The sequence below is a fragment of the Streptomyces violaceorubidus genome (assembly GCF_000717995.1).
Lineage (GTDB): Bacteria > Actinomycetota > Actinomycetes > Streptomycetales > Streptomycetaceae > Streptomyces > Streptomyces violaceorubidus.
In genome coordinates this window covers 461550-479462 of the sequence record NZ_JODM01000002.1, presented here as the reverse complement: position 1 = coordinate 479462, position 17913 = coordinate 461550, and the positions used below count along the sequence as shown (strand labels likewise).

The window sequence follows — 17913 nt, the reverse complement described above, 5'->3', positions numbered from 1 at the left end:
GCGCAGGGAGGGACACCCGCGTGCGGACGCGATGTCCGGATCACGCGGTCCCGCGGGGGCGCGCGGGAGCCGCCCACCCGTACGCGGTGGGCCGCCCGATCGTGCCCCGGGAGCGCGCCCACCCGTGGTCCGGTGCCGTCCGGGGGGCATGCGAGACTTGCCGGTGTGAGTGCCAACCAGAGCCCCGCGGGCCAGCAGCCGACCGCCACGTACGACTCCGCGTTCCTCAAGGCGTGCAGGCGTGAGCCGGTGCCGCACACCCCCGTGTGGTTCATGCGGCAGGCCGGGCGCTCACTGCCGGAGTACCTGAAGGCGCGCGAGGGCATCCCGATGCTCGAGTCCTGCATGCGGCCGGAACTCGTCGCCGAGATCACGCTCCAGCCGGTGCGCCGGCACGGCGTGGACGCGGCGGTCTACTTCAGCGACATCGTGGTCCCGCTCAAGGCCATCGGCATCGACCTCGACATCAAGCCAGGTGTCGGCCCGGTCATCGCCAACCCGATCCGCACCCGCGCGGACCTGGCACGGCTGCGCGACCTCACGCCCGAGGACGTCAGCTACGTCACCGAGGCCTTCGGCCTGCTCACCCGCGAGCTGGGCGCCACCCCGCTGATCGGCTTCGCGGGCGCGCCGTTCACCCTCGCCAGCTACCTCGTGGAGGGCGGTCCGTCCCGCAACCACGAGCACACCAAGGCCCTCATGTACGGCGACCCGCAGCTGTGGGCCGACCTCCTGGACCGCCTCGCCGGCATCACGGCCGCCTTCCTCAAGGTGCAGATCGAGGCGGGCGCGAGCGCCGTCCAGCTCTTCGACTCCTGGGTCGGCGCGCTGTCCCCCGCGGACTACCGCGCCTCGGTGCTGCCCGCCTCCCGCAAGGTCTTCGACGCCGTCTCCGGGCACGGCGTGCCGCGCATCCACTTCGGCGTCGGCACCGGCGAGCTGCTCGGCCTCCTCGGCGAGGCGGGCGCGGACGTCGTCGGCGTCGACTGGCGGGTCCCGCTGGACGAGGCGGCCCGCCGCGTCGGCCCCGGCAAGGCGCTCCAGGGGAACCTGGACCCGGCCGTCCTCTTCGCCGGCCGGGAGGCGGTCGAGACCAAGGCCCGCGAGGTCCTGGACGCGGCGGCGGGCCTGGAGGGCCACGTCTTCAACCTCGGCCACGGCGTCCTGCCGACCACCGACCCGGACGCGCTGACCCGTCTCGTGGAGTACGTCCACACGCAGACCGCGCGCTGACGCACTCCACTGCCGGCGCTCCGGTCCGGCCCGCGGCCACGTGTGTGGGCGCGGGGCGTGCCGGCGCGCTCTGTCCGCGGTGCTGGGGCCCGGCCGGTGGCAGGGTGTGCGAGAGCGTCGCCGTGCCGGGCGCACTCCGGTCCGAGTGCCTCGCCGCGCCGGCGCACTCCGTTGCGGGCGCCTCGGCTCAGCCCGGGGCCACGTCCGTGAGAACCTCCGCCGCGGCCACCCCCGAGGCCGCGCTCGCGCCGTGGGTGAAGATCTGGGCTGCCGCGGCGGTGGTGGTGCCCGGCAGGCCCATCTCCACCACGATGGCGTCCGGGCGGGCGGCGGTCAGACCGGCCACCGCACGGTTCATCCAGGCGTGCCGGGCCGCGTCGCGGGCGACGATCACCAGCGGGCGTCCCACGGCCGGTTCGAGGGCGCAGCTGTCCAGCGCCACCGTGCCCTCCTCCAGTTCCTGCCCGCGCACCCGCACGGAGGTCGTCCCCGGCAGCCGCTCCCGCAGCGGTTCCGCCACGCCCCACGGGGTCTCCTTGCCGATGGCCATGTTGGTCACCGGCGCCAGCTCGACCACGTGCGGCGCGGCCGTCAGCGGCAGGGCGGCCCGCGCGGCGCCGGTGAGCCGCACGGCCCGGCGGGCGGCGACGTGGCCGATGCCGTCCCCGGCCGCCTCCTGGGCAGCCCCGGCCCTCCGCAGCCCGGCCGACCAGTGGGCGAACTCCCCTACCCGGTCCGCCGCCTCGGCCAGCCGCTCCTGGGGCAGCTCCCCGCCGGTCACCGCGGCGGTCAGCGCCTTGACCAGGAGCGCGACGGTGTCCTCCCCGGCGCTCTCGCCGCCCACGCAGACGGCGTCCACACCGGCGGCGACCGCCTTCACGGTGGCGCCGTCGATGCCGTACCGGCGGGTGACGGCGCCCATCTCGATGGCGTCGCTGACGATCAGGCCGTCGAAGCCCAACTCCCCGCGGAGCAGGCCGTGCAGGATCGGACGGCTCAGCGTGGCCGGTAGGTCGGGATCGTAGGCGGGCACGAGCAGGTGGCCGCTCATGACGGCACGCACGCCGGCCGCGACGGCGGCCCGGAACGGGGGCAGCGCCTGGGCGGCGATCTCGTCCCGCCCGGCCGGGTAGGCGGGCAGGTCGTGGTGGGAGTCGACGGCGACGTCCCCGTGGCCGGGGAAGTGCTTGGCGCAGGCGGCGACGCCCGACGACTGGAGCCCGCGGATCCACGCGGTGGTGTGCCGGGAGACCACTTCGGGGTCCGAGCCGAAGGAACGCACACCGATGATCGGGTTGTCCGGGTTGGAGTTGACGTCGGCGCTCGGCGCGTAGTCGAGGCTCACCCCGGCGGTGCGCAGCTGTCGGCCGAGGTCGGCGGCGACGGCCTCGGTCAGCGCCGCGTCGTCGACGGTGCCCAGGGCGAAGTTGCCCGGCCGGGAGGACCCGGTGGCGGACTCGATGCGGGTGACGTCGCCCGCCTCCTCGTCGATCGCGACGATCAGGTCGGGGTTCTCGGCGCGCAGTCGCGCGGTCAGCCGGGCGACCTGCTCGGTGGAGACGATGTTGCGGGAGAAGAGCACGACGGAGGCCAGTCCGTCGCCGATGTCGCGCAGGATCCAGTCGGGGGCCTCGGTGCCCGTGAACCCCGGCTGGAGAACGGAGAGCGCGAGCCGACGCAACTCGCTGCTGTGCTTGCTGGAGGACATCGGCCGCGCCTTTCGGATGGTTCTTGGTATAGACCAAGTCGGTGCGCGTTCAGGTTACCCAGACGTGTCAAGAGGCCCCTCCGCTGAACTGGGAAGTAACAACTCGCCCAGGGGAAACGGGTGTTGACACCCTCACTTGGTCTAGTCCATTGTGAGGCGCAAGTTCGGCGAGGGACGGATGTGACACCAGTTTCCGCGCCGGACGCCTGCCGCGGCCGGACTGCGCGACCGCCGCCGCGGCGACGACTTCCGTACCACGACCTCCGTGACGACCACCCCGGACCTCGCCCCGCTCCCGCCCCGTGCCGCGAGCGGGCCCCGCTGCCACCACCCGACCTCAGTGCGACGGCCCGACCACCGTCGTACGCACCGCCGTTGCCCGCACGGGGCGACGGCGAGGATCTGGAGCACCACATGGCGACGCCCGATTCCTACCTCCACCGAGCCCCGTCGGACCTGCCCTACTTCAGCGCGGACGCCGACACCTACCTGGCCCGCACCCCGCTGCGCGACCTCGACAAGACCCGCCCGCTGCGGGTGCTGTCCGAGGAGGACTTCGCCCACTGGCAGACGTACGGCTACGTCGTCGTGAAGGAGGCGATACCCGCCGACTCCGCGCGCCGACTCCTCGACTTCGCCTGGGACTTCCAGGGGCTCGACCCCGAACGCCCCGACACCTGGTACCAGGACCGCGAGTACCGCTGTGACCTGGACCGGGAGCTGCACATCTACGGCTTCGTCGAGGCCTACCACCACCAGCTCATCTGGGACAGCCGCCAGACGCAGCGCGTGTACGACGCCTTCGTCGACGTGTGGGACTGCGAGGAGCTGTGGGTCACCCTGGACCGGCTCAACCTCAACCCGCCCAACGTGGGCAACCGCGACCGCGCCCTGATCGACAAGCCGGACCGGGGCTTCGACATCGAGCTGCACTGGGACGTGGACACCTCCCTCGGCGTCCTGCCGCAGCGCGTCCAGGGCATCATCGCCCTCAACGACACCAAGCCCGACCACGGCGGCTTCCAGTGCTGCCCCGAGCTGTTCCGCCGCTTCGACCGCTGGAAGGCGCTCCAGCCCGACGACCGCGACCCCATCAGGCCCGCGATCGACCGCGAGGACATGCCCGTCGTACGGCCCGACCTGGAGGCCGGCGACCTGCTCATCTGGAACGGCCTGCTGGCGCACGGCGTCGCGCCCAACGTCAGCGGCGAAGGCGTACGGGCGGTGCAGTACCTGTCGATGATGCCCGCGCTGGAGACCCACCGCACCCTGCGCGACTCCCGGACCGAATCCTGGCGCACCCTCGCCACCCCCGGCTGGAACGCCACCCTCCTCGGCGACGCCCGCCGGCCCGAGGCCGAGCGCTACGGCCCCGCCGAACTCACCGAACTCGGAGCCAAGTTGCTGGGCCTGAAGTCCTGGCACCCCGGCACCGGTACCGACGGCAGCGAAGAGCACCAGGCCACCGGGGACGGCGCATGCGCAGCATCTGCCTGACCCTGCCCACCAACCGGCACTGCCCGGACACCGTCGCGGCCCTGGGCGAGGAAGCCGCCTATGCCGCCGACCACTTCGACATCGACGTCCACCTGCTGATCCTCGACTCCTGCCCGCCCGCGGACCGCGCCGCCCACGCCGCCGCCCTGCGGAGCCTGCCGGCGCACCCCCGGATCACGGCCCACCACCTCGACGAGGCCGCCCAGCGCGACTTCCTGACCCGGGTCACGGCACGCTCCGGCAGCACCAAGCCCGAACTCCTCCTCGACCTGATGCTCCCCGACGGACTGTCCTACGGCGCCTGCACCAACCGCGCCTTCCTGATCGCGGCCGCGCTCGGCTGCGCGTCCGTCCACCGCCGGGACTCCGACAGCCGCTACCAGAGCGTGGACGGCCGTACCGTCTTCCCTGTCCACCACGAAGTGCTGTCGCTGGGCGAACGCGCCGCCGACGCCCTGGCCGGTGTCACCGGGTCGACACTGCCCGAGCACCTGCTGGAGCGGCGGGTCGCCATGGTCGGCAGCTCCTTCGTGGGCGAACTCTCCGTCGACATCGCGCGGATACGGGACGCCGACCCCGCCGTCTACCACGACGTCGTCTCCCTCTGGGCCCCGGAGGGCTGGTCCGCCGGGCGGAAACGCGCGCTGGTCGAGGAGTCCTTCACCGGCGCGGGCACGGAGCCCTTCACGGCGGACCACTCGCTGCTGGCCGTGGTCGACCCGATGCGCGTGGACATGTGCAACATCGCCTTCCACGGCGCGACGGTCAGCGAACGCGTGCCGCTGCCGCCCGCCCGGGACACCATCGGCAGCGACTACTTCCTCATCCACCTCGTGCACGACGCCCGGCTGCCGGGCGTGCTGCACAACCGGAACATCGTCAACTACTACACCGGCGAACGCCGGACGGGCCCCGGCTTCCTCGCCTACCAGACGCGCTTCGCCAAGTTCCTGCTGTCGATGCTCTACTTCCACCACGTCTACGACCGCATGGCCGAGGCGGGCGACGCCCTGCTGGACGAGCGGGGCCGGGCCCGCCCCGCCGCCGTCGCCGCCCTGGCCCGCGAGAGCACCGGCCTCGACACCGCCGAGAACGCCCGCCGGCTCGACGCCCTCGACGCCGCCTACCGCCGACTCGGCGGCCCGTACGCCGAGTTCGCCGACCTCCTGACCGGGCGCCGCGCCCGCCTCCTCGACGAGGCACGCGGCGACATGGCGGACTTCGCGCTGCTGACGGAGGCGTGGGAGTCGATGGTGGCCGCGGCCCGCACCACTCCCGTCGCCCCGGCCGAGGGAGGGCCGCGGTGAGCGCGGTGAGTGCGGTGACGGCCACGGACCTCGGCGAACCGCTGGCCGCCGCGCTGGCCGCCGCCACCGAGGACCGGCTCGTGTACGACCTGGCCGGCATCGAGACCCGCCACGACACGCTGCGCCGCGAACTTCCCGGCGTCCAGGTGCGGTTCGCCGTGAAGGCCTGCCCGGTCGACGAGGTCCTCGCCGCCCTGGCCCGCCGGGGCGCCGGGGCCGACGCGGCGAGCCCCGGCGAGGTCGAGCAGGCGCTGCGGGCCGGGGTGCCGGTCGGGCGCGTGCACTACGGCAACACCGTCAAGTCCGACCGGAACATCGCCGAGGCGTACCGGCTGGGCGTGCGCACCTTCGCCACCGACAGCCTCCAGGACGTGGCCGCGCTCGCCGCCCACGCACCCGGCGCCCGCGTGTTCTGCCGGGTGGCGACCGGCGGGGCGGGCGCGGTGTGGGGGCTGAGCGACAAGTTCGGCTGCCCGCCCGGCGACGCCGTGCGGGTGCTGGCGGCGGCCCGCGACGCCGGACTCGTCCCCGCGGGCCTGTCCGTGCACGTCGGCTCGCAGCAGATGACCGGACAGGCGTGGCACACCGCCGTCGAGGACCTGGGCGAGGTCCTGCCCGCACTCGGCCGGCGCGGCATCCGCGTCGACCACGTCAACCTCGGCGGCGGCCTGCCCGCGCTCGGCTACCGCGACCGGCGCGGCAATCCCCTCGACCCGCCGCTGGACAAGATCTTCGCGGTGATCAGGGAGGGCATGGACGAGCTGCGCCGGATCCACGGCGGCCCCCTGGAGTTCGTCGTCGAACCCGGGCGGCACCTCGTCGCCGACCACGGCGCGATCCGCGCCCACGTCGCCCGCCTCGCCGAGCGCCGGGCGGCGAACGGCGTACGGCAGCACTGGCTCTACCTGAGCTGCGGCAAGTTCAACGGTCTCTACGAGATGGACGCCCTGCAGTACCGGCTGGTCTTCCCGGGCCACCCGGACGGACCGTTCGTCCCGGCCGTCGTCGCCGGTCCCACCTGCGACAGCGACGACGCCTACTCCCACGAGGAGGGGATGGTCCCGGTGCCCGAGGCGCTGGCCTCCGGCGACCCGGTCTGGGTGCTGTCCTGCGGCGCCTACGCGACCAGCTACACGACCCGGGGCTTCAACGGCTTCGCCCCGCTCCCGTACGCCTTCGCGGGCCGCCCGGAGGGGAGCGGCGCCGATGACTGAGCCCGTGCGCGTCCGCGCCCTCGCCGACGGGGACTGGGACGCGGTGGTGGCGCTGGAGCGGGACGCCTACACCGGCCTCGGCCTGTCGGAGGGCCGGGCCGCGCTCCAGTCCAGGGCGGCGGCGTCGCCCGAGACCTGCTACGTCGTGGACGTCGGCGCCCGTACGGCCGGCTACCTGCTCGCGCTGCCCTACCCGCCGCACCGCTACCCGGACCTGACGCGGACGGAGGCGCCCCGGGGCGTCCCCGAGCCCGGGAACCTCCACCTCCACGACATCGTCGTCGCCCCGGAGCTGCGCCGCAGGGGGCTCGCCCGGCACCTCCTGCACCGCCTCACCGACACCGCACGGGCCCGCGGGGACGGGCGGATCTCCCTGGTCGCCGTGGGCGGCACCGAGCGGTTCTGGTCGGCGCGCGGCTTCGTGGCCGAGCCGGGGGTGGTGCCCGCCGGCGCGTACGGCGACGGCGCCGTCTACATGTCCAGGCCGGTGGCGGCCACCCGGCCGACCCGGGTCCGCCCGTCCCCCTCCCCGCCCGCCCCCACCCTGCGCGAAGTGAGCTGATGGCGCGTGTCCCGTCTGCACGACCCCTTCCGGCGCGGCCAGTTGGCGATCGCCGCGCTGTTCCTGTCCCTCGGCTTCCAGTACGCCACCTGGGCCGCCCGGATCCCCGCCGTCAAGACCCGCCTCGACCTGAGCGCGGCCGAGGTGGGGGTGCTGCTGATGGCCGCGGGGGTCGGTGCGGCGGTGTCCTTCCCGGCGGTGGCGTGGCTGATGCGCCGCATCGGCTCGCGGCGGCTGGCCCTGCTGTCCCAACTGGGCCTGGCCCTGCTGCTGCTCGCCCTGGCGGCGGCGCCGAACTACCCGGTGGCGCTGCTGGTGATGTGCGCCGACGGCGTCCTCGCGGGCTGCCTGAACGTGGCCATGAACGCGCAGGGCGCGGCCCTGGAGGCACGGCACGAACGCAACACGATGGCGCGGCTGCACGCCGTCTTCAGCGCCGGTTCACTCCTCGCGGCCCTGCTCGCCTCCGGCATGACGGCCGCCACCGGATCGGTCACGGCGCACTTCGGCGTCGCCGTCGTCCTCCTCGCCGCGCTGGGCGCGACGGCCCGCACGGGACTGCTCGACGAGGACGCTCCGGCCGAGCGTACGGACCCGGCCGACGCGGCGGCCCCGCCCGGCTCACCGGCCCCCGCCGCCCCGGAACCGGCCCGCCGCCGCTGGACCGTCCCCTCCCGCCCGACCCTGTGGATGTGCTGCGCCATGGTCTTCGGCACGGTCGCCGAGGGCGCCATGAACGACTGGTCCGCCCTCTACCTGAAGGACGTCGCCGAGGCGTCGGCGGAACTCGCCCCGCTCGGCATCGCCGTGGTGTCCGGGATGATGGTCGTCGCCCGCCTCTTCGCCGACGGCTGGCGCAGCCGCTGGGGCGACGGGCGGGTCGTCCTGCTGGGCAGCGCCGTGGCCGGTACCGGTCTCGCCCTCGCCCTGGTCAGCGGCGGCGTCGCACCGGCGCTGGCCGGCTTCGCCTGCATGGGCCTGGGCATCGCGGCCGTGACCCCCTGCGTCTACGCCGCCGCCGCCCGGCAGGGCTCGGACGCGCTGACGCTGGTCGCCGCCATGGGCACCACGGGGCTGCTGGCCGGACCGCCGCTCATCGGCTTCGTCGCGGGGGCGAGCAACCTGGCGTGGGGCATGGGCGCGGTGGCCGCGTCGGCGGGCGCCGTCGCGCTGTGCAGCACCCGCATCCGCTGGACGCCGATCCCGGTCGCACGCGGCGAGGCAACCCCGGCCTGAGCACACCCCGCCCGCCGCTCACCACCCGGGCCGCGCCCGCCGCCCGAACAGCAGCCCGCGCGGCTCCGGCGGGGGCGGCGTGCCGCGCCTGAGCGGCCAGGCGATCAGCATGCCGACGACGAAGCCGACGACGTGGGCCACGTACGCCACGGTGCCCGCGTCGGACACCGCCCCGCCGGAGGAGTACACCGCCTGGAGCCCGAACCAGAAGCCCAGCACCAGCCAGGCCGGCAGCCGCAGCGGCAGGAAGATCAGGAAGGGCACCAGCACCCAGACGCGGGCCCTCGGATACAGCACCAGATAGGCGCCCAGCACACCGGCGATCGCACCGGACGCGCCGACCAGCGGGGCGCCCGATTCGGCGTCGAGGAGGGCGAAGCCGTAGGTCGCCGCGTAGCCGCAGACGCCGTAGAACAGCAGGAAGGGGACGTGGCCCATGCGGTCCTCGACGTTGTTGCCGAAGATCCACAGGAAGAGCATGTTGCCCAGCAGGTGCAGCCAGCCGCCGTGCAGGAACATCGCCGTCAGGACGCTCAGCTCCGGCGACTTGTCGTAGCCCGGCGGCCCGAGGACGCAGCCGGGCCCCTGCGGGCCGACCCCGACGGCACCCGTGGGCACCAGGCGGGGCATCCGGTGTTGGAGCAGCTCCTGCGGCACCGCCGCCCAGTGGTCCAGGAAGGCCTGGAGGTCACACATCTGCGCGAGGCTGCCGTCGCCCGTCGCGGACCCGGTCATGCCGGGGGTGAACAGGAACACCAGGACGTTCGCGAGGATCAGGGCGTACGTCACCCACGGGGTGCGGCGCGCCGGGTTCACGTCATGGACGGGGATGACCACGAGACACTACTGCCCACCCGGCGGACGGCGAATCGGTTCGCCCCGTTGAACGCCCCCGTCCGTGTGTACGTATGCCCTCTCAACCGCCCGCGGTCCGGGGAAGGCGGGGCGCGGGGACGACGTGAGGAACAGGCGATGAACGAACGGGTCACACCGGCTCCGGCGCTGCACGCCCTGCCCGACGGCGAGGCCGAGGTCGCCCTCGTGCTGCGGCTGCCCTGGGAGGACGTCGCCCGGCTCGGTCAGGAGGCGGGACGGCTGGCCGCGCAGACGCGGCGGCCGGTCACCCTGGACGAGGCGGTGAGCCACCGGCTGCGCTCCACGCGGACCGCGACACACGCCAGGCCGGCCGGTGAGCAGCCGCCCGCGGTGAGCACCCCGGTGCCGGGGACCGCTCCGGCCTCGGTGTCCTCCCTGCCGGCCCGCCCCCCGGCCGAGCGCGCGCGGCAGGCCATCGACCGCATCAACGGGACGGGCTGACCGGCGGAGCCGCCCCGCAGCGGTGCTGTTCGACCGCCCGGTGTGCAGCCGCCCGCGGTGGCAACCGTCCTGGTGCCGGGGTCCGCTGCGGGTTCGGTGCTCTCCCGGCCGAGCAGGCGCGGCCGGGAGCCGACCGCGTCAGCGGGACGGGCTGACCGGCGGAGCGTGCCCCGCAGCGGTGCCGTTCGATCGCCCGGTGTGCAGCCGCCCGCGGTGGCAACCGTCCTGGTGCCGGGGTCCGCTGCGGGTTCGGTGCTCTCCCGGCCGAGCAGGCGTGGCAGGGAGCCGACCGCGTCAACGGGACGGGCTGACCGGCGGAGCCGCTCAGCGTTGGCGCTCGACCTCCCTCGCCGCCTTGCGCGCGGCCACCAGTACCGGGTCCCACACCGGGGAGAAGGGCGGCGCGTAGCCCAGGTCCAGGGCGGTCATCTGCTCGACCGTCATCCGGGCCGTGAGGGCCACCGCGGCGATGTCGACCCGCTTGCCCGCGCCCTCGCGGCCCACGATCTGCACGCCGAGCAGCCGCCCGGTGCGCCGCTCGGCCAGCATCTTCACGGTCATGGGGGAGGCGTTCGGGTAGTAGCCCGCGCGGCTGGTGGACTCGATGGTCGCCGTCACGAACCGCAGCCCCGCCCGCAGCGCGTCCCGCTCCCGCAGGCCGGTCCGCGCGATCTCCAGGTCGCACACCTTGCTGACCGCCGTGCCGACCACCCCCGGGAAGGTGGCGTAGCCGCCGCCCACGTTGGTGCCGATGACCTGCCCGTGCTTGTTGGCGTGCGTGCCCAGCGGAATGTGCCGCTCCTGACCGGAGACCAGGTCGAGCACCTCCACGCAGTCGCCGCCCGCCCAGATGTTCTCGTGGCCGCGCACCCGCATCGCCAGGTTGGTCAGCAGCCCGCCGTGCGCGCCCAGCGGCAGCCCCGCGGCCCCGGCGAGCCCCGTCTCGGGCCGTACGCCGATGCCGAGCACCACCACGTCCGCCGGGAACTCGGCGTCCTCGGTCGCCACCGCCCGGACCCTGCCGTCGTCCCCGGTCAGCACCTTGGTGACCTCGGCGTCGTCGACCATGGTGATGCCGAGACCCTCCATCGCCCCGCGCACCAGGCGGCCCATGTCCGCGTCGAGCGTCGACATCGGCTCCCGGCCGCGGTTGACGACCGTCACCTCGTAGCCGCGGTTGATCAGCGCCTCGGCCATCTCCACGCCGATGTACCCGGCGCCGACGACCACCGCGCGACGGCCCCGTGTGCGGGCCAGCGTGTCGAGCAGCGCCTGCCCGTCGTCCAGCGTCTGCACCCCGTGCACACCGGGCGCGTCGACACCCGGCAGCTGCGGCCGGATCGGCCGCGCCCCGGTCCCGATCACGAGCTTGTCGTACGACGTCCAGGACTCGGCCCCGGAAGCGGCGTCCCGCGCGCGGACCCGCCCCCGGGCCACGTCGATCTCCGTGACCTCGGTGCCCATCCTGAGGTCGATGTCCCGGGCGCGGTGCTCCTCGGGCGTGCGGGCGACGAGCCGGTCCCGTTCCGGCACGTCGCCGCCGACCCAGTACGGGATGCCGCACGCCGAGAACGAGCTGAAGCGACCGCGCTCGAACGCCACGATCTCCAGCTCGTCCGGGCCCTTCATCCGCCGCGCCTGCGACGCCGCGGACATCCCCGCGGCGTCGCCGCCGACGACGACCAGCCGTTCCCTCGTACCGCCCGCAGTGCCCATGCCCATGCTCATGCGCACACGCTACGCGGGCGGGGCGTTCCGGTCCCGCCCGCCGCCCTCCCCGCCGGGCGCCGTGGGTGCCATGGGTGCCATGGGCGCCGTAGGTGCCGGACGGCGCGGCAGCCGGGGGCGTACGACCCGCAGCCACAGCAGCGCGAGCAGCGCCGCCACCGCCGCGAACGGCAGCACGGCGCCGAGCACCACCGCCACCCAGCGCAGCATCGTCACGAAGGCGTCCCAGCCGCCGGCCAGCGCGTCCATGAAGCCGGGGTCGTCGTCCTTCTTCTCCTCGTGCTCCACCGGGGTCTCCGACAGGGACAGGGTGATCGTGGCCAGGCTCGTGCGGTCCTTCAGGGCCGCCTGCCGCGCGAGCAGCGCCTCCAGTTCCGCCTGACGGGTGCTCAGCTCGCCCTCCAGGGTCACCACGTCGCTCAGCTTCGTCGCCCGGTCCATCAACGCGCGGACCCGGGCCACACTGGCGCGCTGCGACTTCACGCGGCTGTCCACGTCCACCACCTGGTCGGTGACGTCCTCGGCCTTCGCATCGCGCCGGAGCAGCTTCCCGGCGCCCTCCAGTTCGTCGAGCACGTCCTCGTACCGCTCCACCGGCACGCGCAGCGTCACCTCGGTCCGCTCGTGGCCCTCCGCGTCCCGGGTGGTGGACTCGTCACCGACGTAACCGCCGGCGTTCTCGGTCGCGGTGCGGGCCGCGTCGAGGGCCTTCGGCGTGTCCTCGACCTGGACGCTCAGGGAGACGGTGCGGATGATGTGGCTCGGGGCGAGCTTCGGCGGGGCGCTCGCCCTGGCGCCGTCGGCCCCGGCCCCACCGGACGCGCCGGCCTTGCCGTCGGCCTGCGCACCCTCCGCCTGCGAGCCCTTCTGCGGCGAGGCCGCCTTGGCCCCCGAGTCGGAGCCGGTGTCCGAGGCCCCGCACCCGGTCAGGGCGAGCGCCGTGACCAGCAGCAGGCCGGCCAGGGCGCGGGCGGGTGGTGTGGACACTCGTGTCGTGGTCCGTCGTGCCTGCATCGTGGGAATCCCCCCGGGTCGTAGCGGACTGATGTCTCTACGACGCGCGCAGGGGCCCGCACGACGGCGCGGAACGGTCCCGAAGAGATCACGGTCCGGACTCGCGCGACCCGTGGGTCCGGTGCCGGTGCCGGTGCCGGCACCGGGGCCATGCGGCCCGGGGCGGTCCCGGCGGGGTCTGAGACGCTGGGGACATGAGCGCACGCGAGACCCCCGCGGGTGGGTGCCCCCCGGAACGGGGACCCGGACACGTAGTCGTCGTAGGAGCCGGTATCGCCGGACTGGCCGCCGCCCACCGCCTCCTGGAGGGTGGCGCCCGGGTGACCGTCCTGGAGGCGTCCGGCCGCGTCGGCGGCAAGCTGCTGCCCGGCGAGATCGCCGGAGTACGCGTCGACCTCGGCGCGGAGTCGATGCTGGCCCGCCGCCCCGAGGCCGTCGGCCTGGCCCGCGCTGCTGGACTCGCCGACCGCCTCCAGCCGCCGTCCACCGCGACGGCCTCCCTGTGGACCCGCGGTGCCCTGCGCCCCATGCCCAAGGGCCACGTCATGGGCGTCCCCGGCACCGCCGCCGCCCTGTCCGGCGTGCTCTCCGAGGAGGGCCTCGCCCGCATCGAGCGCGACGCCGAGCTGCCCCGCACCGAGGTCGGCGACGACGTGGCGGTGGGGGAGTACGTCGCCGCGCGCCTGGGCCGCGAGGTCGTCGACCGCCTCGTCGAACCGCTCCTGGGCGGCGTCTACGCGGGTGACGCCTACCGCATCTCGCTGCGCTCGGCCGTGCCCCAGCTCTTCGAGGCCGCCCGCACCCACACCTCCCTCACCGAGGCGGTCCGCGCCCTCCAGGGCCGCACCGCCACCTCCCCGGCGAGCGGGCCGGTGTTCATGGGCATCGCGGGCGGCATCGGCACCCTCCCGCCCGCGGTCGCCGAGTCGGTCCGCGCGCGCGGCGGCGAGATCGTCACCGAGGCGCCCGTCACCGAGCTGCGCCGCACCGCCTCCGACGGCTGGCGGATCGTCGCCGGCGGCCGGGTGGTGCGGGCCGACGCGGTCGTCGTCGCCGTCCCCGCCCGCCCCGCCGCCGAACTGCTGCGTGCCGAGGCGCCCGCCGCCGCGGCCGAGCTGTCCGCCGTCGAGTACGCCTCGATGGCCCTCATCACCCTCGCCTACCGCCGCTCGGAGGCCGCCGCGCTTCCCGAGGGCAGCGGCTTCCTCGTCCCGCCGGTCGACGGGCACACCATCAAGGCGTCCACCTTCGCCTCCCGCAAGTGGGGCTGGATCGCCGACGACGACCCGGACCTGGTCGTCCTGCGCGCCTCGGTCGGCCGGTACGGCGACACGGAGATCCTCGGCCGCGACGACGAGGGCCTCGTCGCCGTCTCCCGGCACGACCTCGCGGAGGCCACCGGCCTGACCGCCGCGCCGGTCGCCACCCGCGTCACCCGCTGGCAGGACGGCCTGCCGCAGTACCCCGTCGGCCACCACGCGCGCGTGGTCCGCGTCCGCGAGCACGTGGCGAAACTCCCGGGCCTCGCGGTGTGCGGCGCGGCGTACGACGGCGTCGGCATCCCGGCGAGCATCGCGAGCGCCTACGCGGCCGCCGACCAGATCCGGGGCGACCTGCGCGGTGTGGAGCAGCTCACGGCGCACCCGGTGCAGAGCCTGCACGGCGGAGCGGGAGAATAGGGCCATGAGTGACGACGCCTCCACCCCCGCGGCCGAGCGCATCCCCAACAAGGGCAAGCTGGCCAAGGACCTCAACGAGGTCATCCGCTACACCCTCTGGTCCGTCTTCAAGCTCAAGGACGCCCTCCCCGAGGACCGCGCCGGATACGCCGACGAGGTCCAGGAGCTGTTCGACCGGCTCGCGGCGAAGGACGTGACGATCCGCGGCACCTACGACCTGTCCGGGCTGCGCGCCGACGCCGACCTGATGATCTGGTGGCACGCCGAGACCGCCGACCAGTTGCAGGAGGCGTACAACGCCTTCCGCCGCACCAGGCTGGGCCGTGCGCTGGAGCCGGTCTGGTCGAACATGGCGCTGCACCGCCCCGCCGAGTTCAACCGCTCGCACATCCCGGCCTTCCTGGCCGACGAGACGCCGCGGAACTACATCAGCGTCTACCCGTTCGTGCGCTCCTACGACTGGTACCTGCTGCCCGACGAGGACCGCCGCCGCATGCTCGCCGATCACGGCAAGATGGCCCGCGGCTACCCGGACGTGCGCGCCAACACGGTCGCCTCCTTCTCGCTGGGCGACTACGAGTGGATCCTCGCCTTCGAGGCCGACGAACTGCACCGCATCGTCGACCTCATGCGCCACCTGCGCGGCTCCGAGGCCCGCCGCCACGTCCGCGAGGAGATCCCGTTCTTCACGGGGCGCCGCAGGGACATCGGCGAGCTGGTCGCCGGGTTGGCCTGATCGGTTGGCCTGGTTGCGGGTCGGCCGGGGGGCCGGGGGTTGTCCCCCGGGAGATGGGGTACGGGGCGCCGCAGGGACATCGGCGAGTTGGTCGCCGGGCCGGCCCAGCCTTCCGCGTCAGGCTTTCGGCGCCGCGGCCCGCCTCGGCTCCGGTTCCGGGCGCGGGGCGCAGGACGTGTCCCGCGCCGGGAGGCGGCCGTCCAGCAGGTACGCCTCCAGGTGGCCGTTGACGCAGGCGTTGGGGCCGCCGGCGATGCCGTGCGTCCCGGCGTCCCGCTCGGTCACCAGCACCGAGCCCGCCAGCCGCCGCCGCAGCTCCAGCGCCCCCTCGTACGGCGTCGCCGCGTCCCGTTCGGCGGCCAGGATCAGCGTCGGCGGCAGCTCACCGGACGCGGTGCGCACGTCGAGGGGCCGCTGCCGGGGCACCCGCCAGTAGGCGCACGGCAGGTTCGTCCAGACGTTGTCCCAGGTCTCGAAGGGCGCCCGGCGGGCCAGCCGCGTGTTGTCCCGGTCCCAGACCTCGAAGTCGGTCGGCCAGGGCGCGTCGTTGCACTCCACGGCCGTGTACACGGCGTTGGCGTTCTCCGCCCCGGTCGCGTCCTCGGCGGTCCGCGTCCCCACCTGGTCGATCAGCGGCTGCGGATCACCCTTCAGATACGCGGACAGCGCCTCGGCGCGGCGCGGCCAGTAGTCGTCGTAGTACCCGGCCTTCAGGAACGCCCCCTGCAACTGCGCGGGCCCCACCGTCCCGCCCGCGGGCCGTGCCCCCAGCCGCGCGCTCGCCTCCTCGTAGCCGCCCTGCACCTGCCTCGCCGTGTCCCCGAGCCCGTACACGTCGTCGTGCTCGGCGACCCACTCCTTGAAGTCGTCCCAGCGGTCCTCGAACGCCTCGGACTGGTCCAGGTTGTTGCGGTACCAGACCTGCTCCGGGTCCGGGTTCACCACCGCGTCGAACACCATCCGCCGGACGCGCGCGGGGAACAGCTCGGCGTACAGCGCGCCGAGGTAGGTGCCGTACGACGCGCCCATGAAGGTGAGCCGCCGCTCGCCCAGCGCGGCGCGGACGACCTCCAGGTCGCGGGCGTTGTTGAGCGAGTGGTAGTGCCGCAGCGCCGCCCCGCCCCGCTCGGCGCAGCCGCGCGCGTACGCCTCGGCCTCGGCGGCGCGCTCCTTCTTGTACGCGTCCGAGGGCTGCTCCGGGGCGGGGCGGGGCCCCTTGAAGAAGTCCCCGGGGTCCTGGCAGGACAGCGGCGCGGAGGGCGCGACCCCGCGCGGCGCGTAGCCGACGAGGTCGTAGGCGGCGGCGATGCGCTTCCACTCCGGCACCATGCCGACCAGGGGGAAGTACAGCCCGGAGGCGCCGGGGCCGCCGGGGTTGAAGAGGAGGGCGCCCTGGCCGGGGACCTCGCGCCCGCCGTCGTCCGGGTCGACGTGGGTGGCCCGCATCCGGCTGACGGACAGCGCGATCCGCCTGCCGTCGGGGTGGGCGTAGTCCAGCGGCACGGACACGGTGCCGCAGCGCATGCCGCCCGGCAGCTCCTCCGCCTTCGGGCACCTCCCGAACTCGATTCCGGCCGCCGCCGCGCGCCGGGCGGCCACGGCGGTACCGCGCGCCTCGGCGGACCCGGGGCCCGCCGGGGGCGCCGACTGGGCCGGGGCGGCGACAAGGGCGGTCAGCAGCAAGGACCCGGCGGCCGAGTAGAGGGCGGCAGCTCGCATCGCGTATCCCTTCGGTGGCACGGGGGAGTGACACCAGGGATGTTTCGTTCACCGGCCGGGCGGGGCAAGCACCGCCGGCGCATGTCGCCGCCGAGTGCCTCCGTGCGCCCCCGGCGCGGTCAGGCCCGGCGCTCCCCGGGGTCCGCGGCGTACCTCCCGCGGTGCGCGAAGGCCGCGCGCAGGTCCGGTTCGCCGATCGCGTGGACGCCGCGCAGGGCGACCGAGGTGAGGAAGGTCCGGTCGTCGGCCGTGCCGTCGGCCTGCCGGACGAGGGCGCCGACCAGCCGCTGCCCGGCCGGGGAGGCCCAGCGGGCGTACGGGTGGATCTCCATGCGGGTGATGGCGAGGCACCCCAGGGTCAGGGCGAGCGGCAGCGCGAACCAGAGGGCGATGAGCGCACGCGGCTCGGTGGCGGGCAGCGGCAGCGCCAGGGCGACCAGGCCGAGCGCGCACACGCTCACCGCGGCGACCCGCACCCGCCGCACCCCGGCCGCGACGCCACCGGCGCCGCCGTCGGGGACCGCGAGGCCCGCTCCGACCAGCCGGTCGGCCAGGCTCCGTACCGCGTCGGCGGCGGCCGCGGCGGCCCGTACCGGCGCTATCCGCGACTGCCCGCCGGGTCCTATCGCCCCTATGACCGACCGCTCCATGTCGTCCCGGCCGCACGGGTCGACGACGGTCGCCCATCCGGTGTGCGCGAGCAGCAGCCGGCGCTGGCGGGCCATCGAGACCAGCGTCAGGTCGGCCACCCGCCGCGGGCCACCGGACAGGAACGCCGCCTCGTACAGCGTCAGCGTGTGCTCGGGGACGGCGGCCCGCGGTTCGACGGCCGCCGCGCGCACGGCGGCCAGGCACAGCCGCAGGCACGCGAGGCCGGCGACGGCCCAGGCCGACAGGAGGAAGAGGACCCAGAACATGCCGTACTTCTATGCCAAGGGCTTTCGCCGGCGCCATGCCTTGTTC

General features: G+C 74.9%; 15 protein-coding genes. 9 read left to right on the top strand and 6 right to left on the bottom strand.

The genetic code is table 11. The annotated features are described in order from the left end of the window. Positions 1-165: 165 nt before the first annotated feature. The gene (gene hemE / locus IE94_RS0106100) at positions 166-1233 is read left to right on the top strand and encodes a uroporphyrinogen decarboxylase (RefSeq protein WP_030179311.1); all 1068 of its coding nucleotides are present in this window, start codon (positions 166-168) and stop codon (positions 1231-1233) included. A gap of 187 nt (positions 1234-1420) precedes the next feature. Here hemE and IE94_RS0106095 read toward each other — a convergent pair whose 3' ends face one another. Then, entirely contained in the window at positions 1421-2941 is a 1521-nt protein-coding gene (locus tag IE94_RS0106095) for a glycoside hydrolase family 3 protein (RefSeq protein ID WP_030179309.1), read from the bottom strand. A 414-nt stretch (positions 2942-3355) separates the two neighbouring features. Between IE94_RS0106095 and IE94_RS0106090 the strand changes: the two genes are divergently transcribed. The 5 genes from IE94_RS0106090 to IE94_RS0106070 are packed head-to-tail and all read left to right on the top strand — an operon-like array spanning position 3356 to position 8757. Then, a complete protein-coding gene (locus IE94_RS0106090) occupies positions 3356-4438 on the top strand; it encodes a phytanoyl-CoA dioxygenase family protein (RefSeq protein WP_030179306.1) in 1083 nt (360 codons plus the stop codon). Next, entirely contained in the window at positions 4420-5745 is a 1326-nt protein-coding gene (locus IE94_RS0106085) for a DUF6271 family protein (protein WP_030179304.1), read from the top strand. The genes IE94_RS0106090 and IE94_RS0106085 overlap by 19 nt, the downstream gene beginning before the upstream one ends. A 5-nt stretch (positions 5746-5750) precedes the next feature. Further along, entirely contained in the window at positions 5751-6959 is a 1209-nt protein-coding gene (locus IE94_RS0106080; protein ID WP_037921949.1) for a type III PLP-dependent enzyme domain-containing protein, read from the top strand. Further along, complete coding sequence (locus IE94_RS0106075; protein ID WP_030179293.1) at positions 6952-7521, top strand: GNAT family N-acetyltransferase; 570 nt, start codon at positions 6952-6954, stop codon at positions 7519-7521. The genes IE94_RS0106080 and IE94_RS0106075 overlap by 8 nt, the downstream gene beginning before the upstream one ends. 6 nt (positions 7522-7527) lie before the next feature. Next, positions 7528-8757, top strand: a complete 1230-nt coding sequence (locus IE94_RS0106070) for an MFS transporter (protein WP_030179285.1) — start codon at positions 7528-7530, stop codon at positions 8755-8757. 18 nt (positions 8758-8775) lie between these two features. Here the strand turns inward: IE94_RS0106070 and IE94_RS0106065 are convergent, their stop codons facing one another. Continuing rightward, positions 8776-9594, bottom strand: a complete 819-nt coding sequence (locus IE94_RS0106065) for a rhomboid family intramembrane serine protease (RefSeq protein WP_030179282.1) — start codon at positions 9592-9594, stop codon at positions 8776-8778. A 135-nt stretch (positions 9595-9729) separates the two neighbouring features. Between IE94_RS0106065 and IE94_RS0106060 the strand changes: the two genes are divergently transcribed. Beyond that, the gene (locus tag IE94_RS0106060) at positions 9730-10074 is read left to right on the top strand and encodes a hypothetical protein (RefSeq protein ID WP_030179279.1); all 345 of its coding nucleotides are present in this window, start codon (positions 9730-9732) and stop codon (positions 10072-10074) included. A gap of 324 nt (positions 10075-10398) precedes the next feature. Here IE94_RS0106060 and IE94_RS0106055 read toward each other — a convergent pair whose 3' ends face one another. Beyond that, on the bottom strand, positions 10399-11796 hold the full coding sequence (locus IE94_RS0106055; RefSeq protein WP_030179276.1) for an FAD-dependent oxidoreductase: 1398 nt from the start codon (positions 11794-11796) through the stop codon (positions 10399-10401). A gap of 15 nt (positions 11797-11811) precedes the next feature. Beyond that, the gene (locus tag IE94_RS0106050; RefSeq protein ID WP_051777286.1) at positions 11812-12816 is read right to left on the bottom strand and encodes a DUF4349 domain-containing protein; all 1005 of its coding nucleotides are present in this window, start codon (positions 12814-12816) and stop codon (positions 11812-11814) included. 194 nt (positions 12817-13010) lie between these two features. On the opposite strand from IE94_RS0106050, the gene hemG reads away from it, so the two are divergent. Then, a complete protein-coding gene (hemG, locus tag IE94_RS0106045; RefSeq protein WP_030179271.1) occupies positions 13011-14495 on the top strand; it encodes a protoporphyrinogen oxidase in 1485 nt (494 codons plus the stop codon). A gap of 4 nt (positions 14496-14499) precedes the next feature. Next, positions 14500-15231 carry a hydrogen peroxide-dependent heme synthase gene (gene hemQ / locus IE94_RS0106040; protein WP_030179268.1) on the top strand — a complete coding sequence of 244 codons (732 nt, stop codon included), beginning with the start codon at positions 14500-14502 and terminating at the stop codon, positions 15229-15231. A gap of 117 nt (positions 15232-15348) precedes the next feature. On the opposite strand, the gene IE94_RS0106035 is transcribed toward hemQ, so the two are convergent. After that, a complete protein-coding gene (locus tag IE94_RS0106035; protein WP_030179265.1) occupies positions 15349-16950 on the bottom strand; it encodes an alpha/beta hydrolase in 1602 nt (533 codons plus the stop codon). A gap of 119 nt (positions 16951-17069) precedes the next feature. Beyond that, positions 17070-17867 (bottom strand): TIGR04222 domain-containing membrane protein, encoded by a 798-nt coding sequence (locus tag IE94_RS0106030; protein WP_030179262.1) that lies wholly within the window; start codon positions 17865-17867, stop codon positions 17070-17072. Positions 17868-17913 lie beyond the last annotated feature (46 nt).

Bases quoted from the DNA above. Each gene is read 5' to 3' on its own strand.
- IE94_RS0106050 (WP_051777286.1), bottom strand. From the start codon at position 12,816: ATGCAGGCACGACGGACCACGACACGAGTGTCCACACCACCCGCCCGC.
- hemQ (WP_030179268.1), top strand. From the start codon at position 14,500: ATGAGTGACGACGCCTCCACCCCCGCGGCCGAGCGCATCCCCAACAAG.
- IE94_RS0106030 (WP_030179262.1), bottom strand. From the start codon at position 17,867: ATGTTCTGGGTCCTCTTCCTCCTGTCGGCCTGGGCCGTCGCCGGCCTC.
- IE94_RS0106035 (WP_030179265.1), bottom strand. From the start codon at position 16,950: ATGCGAGCTGCCGCCCTCTACTCGGCCGCCGGGTCCTTGCTGCTGACC.
- hemG (WP_030179271.1), top strand. From the start codon at position 13,011: ATGAGCGCACGCGAGACCCCCGCGGGTGGGTGCCCCCCGGAACGGGGA.
- IE94_RS0106075 (WP_030179293.1), top strand. From the start codon at position 6,952: ATGACTGAGCCCGTGCGCGTCCGCGCCCTCGCCGACGGGGACTGGGAC.
- IE94_RS0106060 (WP_030179279.1), top strand. From the start codon at position 9,730: ATGAACGAACGGGTCACACCGGCTCCGGCGCTGCACGCCCTGCCCGAC.
- IE94_RS0106090 (WP_030179306.1), top strand. From the start codon at position 3,356: ATGGCGACGCCCGATTCCTACCTCCACCGAGCCCCGTCGGACCTGCCC.
- IE94_RS0106085 (WP_030179304.1), top strand. From the start codon at position 4,420: ATGCGCAGCATCTGCCTGACCCTGCCCACCAACCGGCACTGCCCGGAC.
- IE94_RS0106055 (WP_030179276.1), bottom strand. From the start codon at position 11,796: ATGGGCATGGGCACTGCGGGCGGTACGAGGGAACGGCTGGTCGTCGTC.
- IE94_RS0106095 (WP_030179309.1), bottom strand. From the start codon at position 2,941: ATGTCCTCCAGCAAGCACAGCAGCGAGTTGCGTCGGCTCGCGCTCTCC.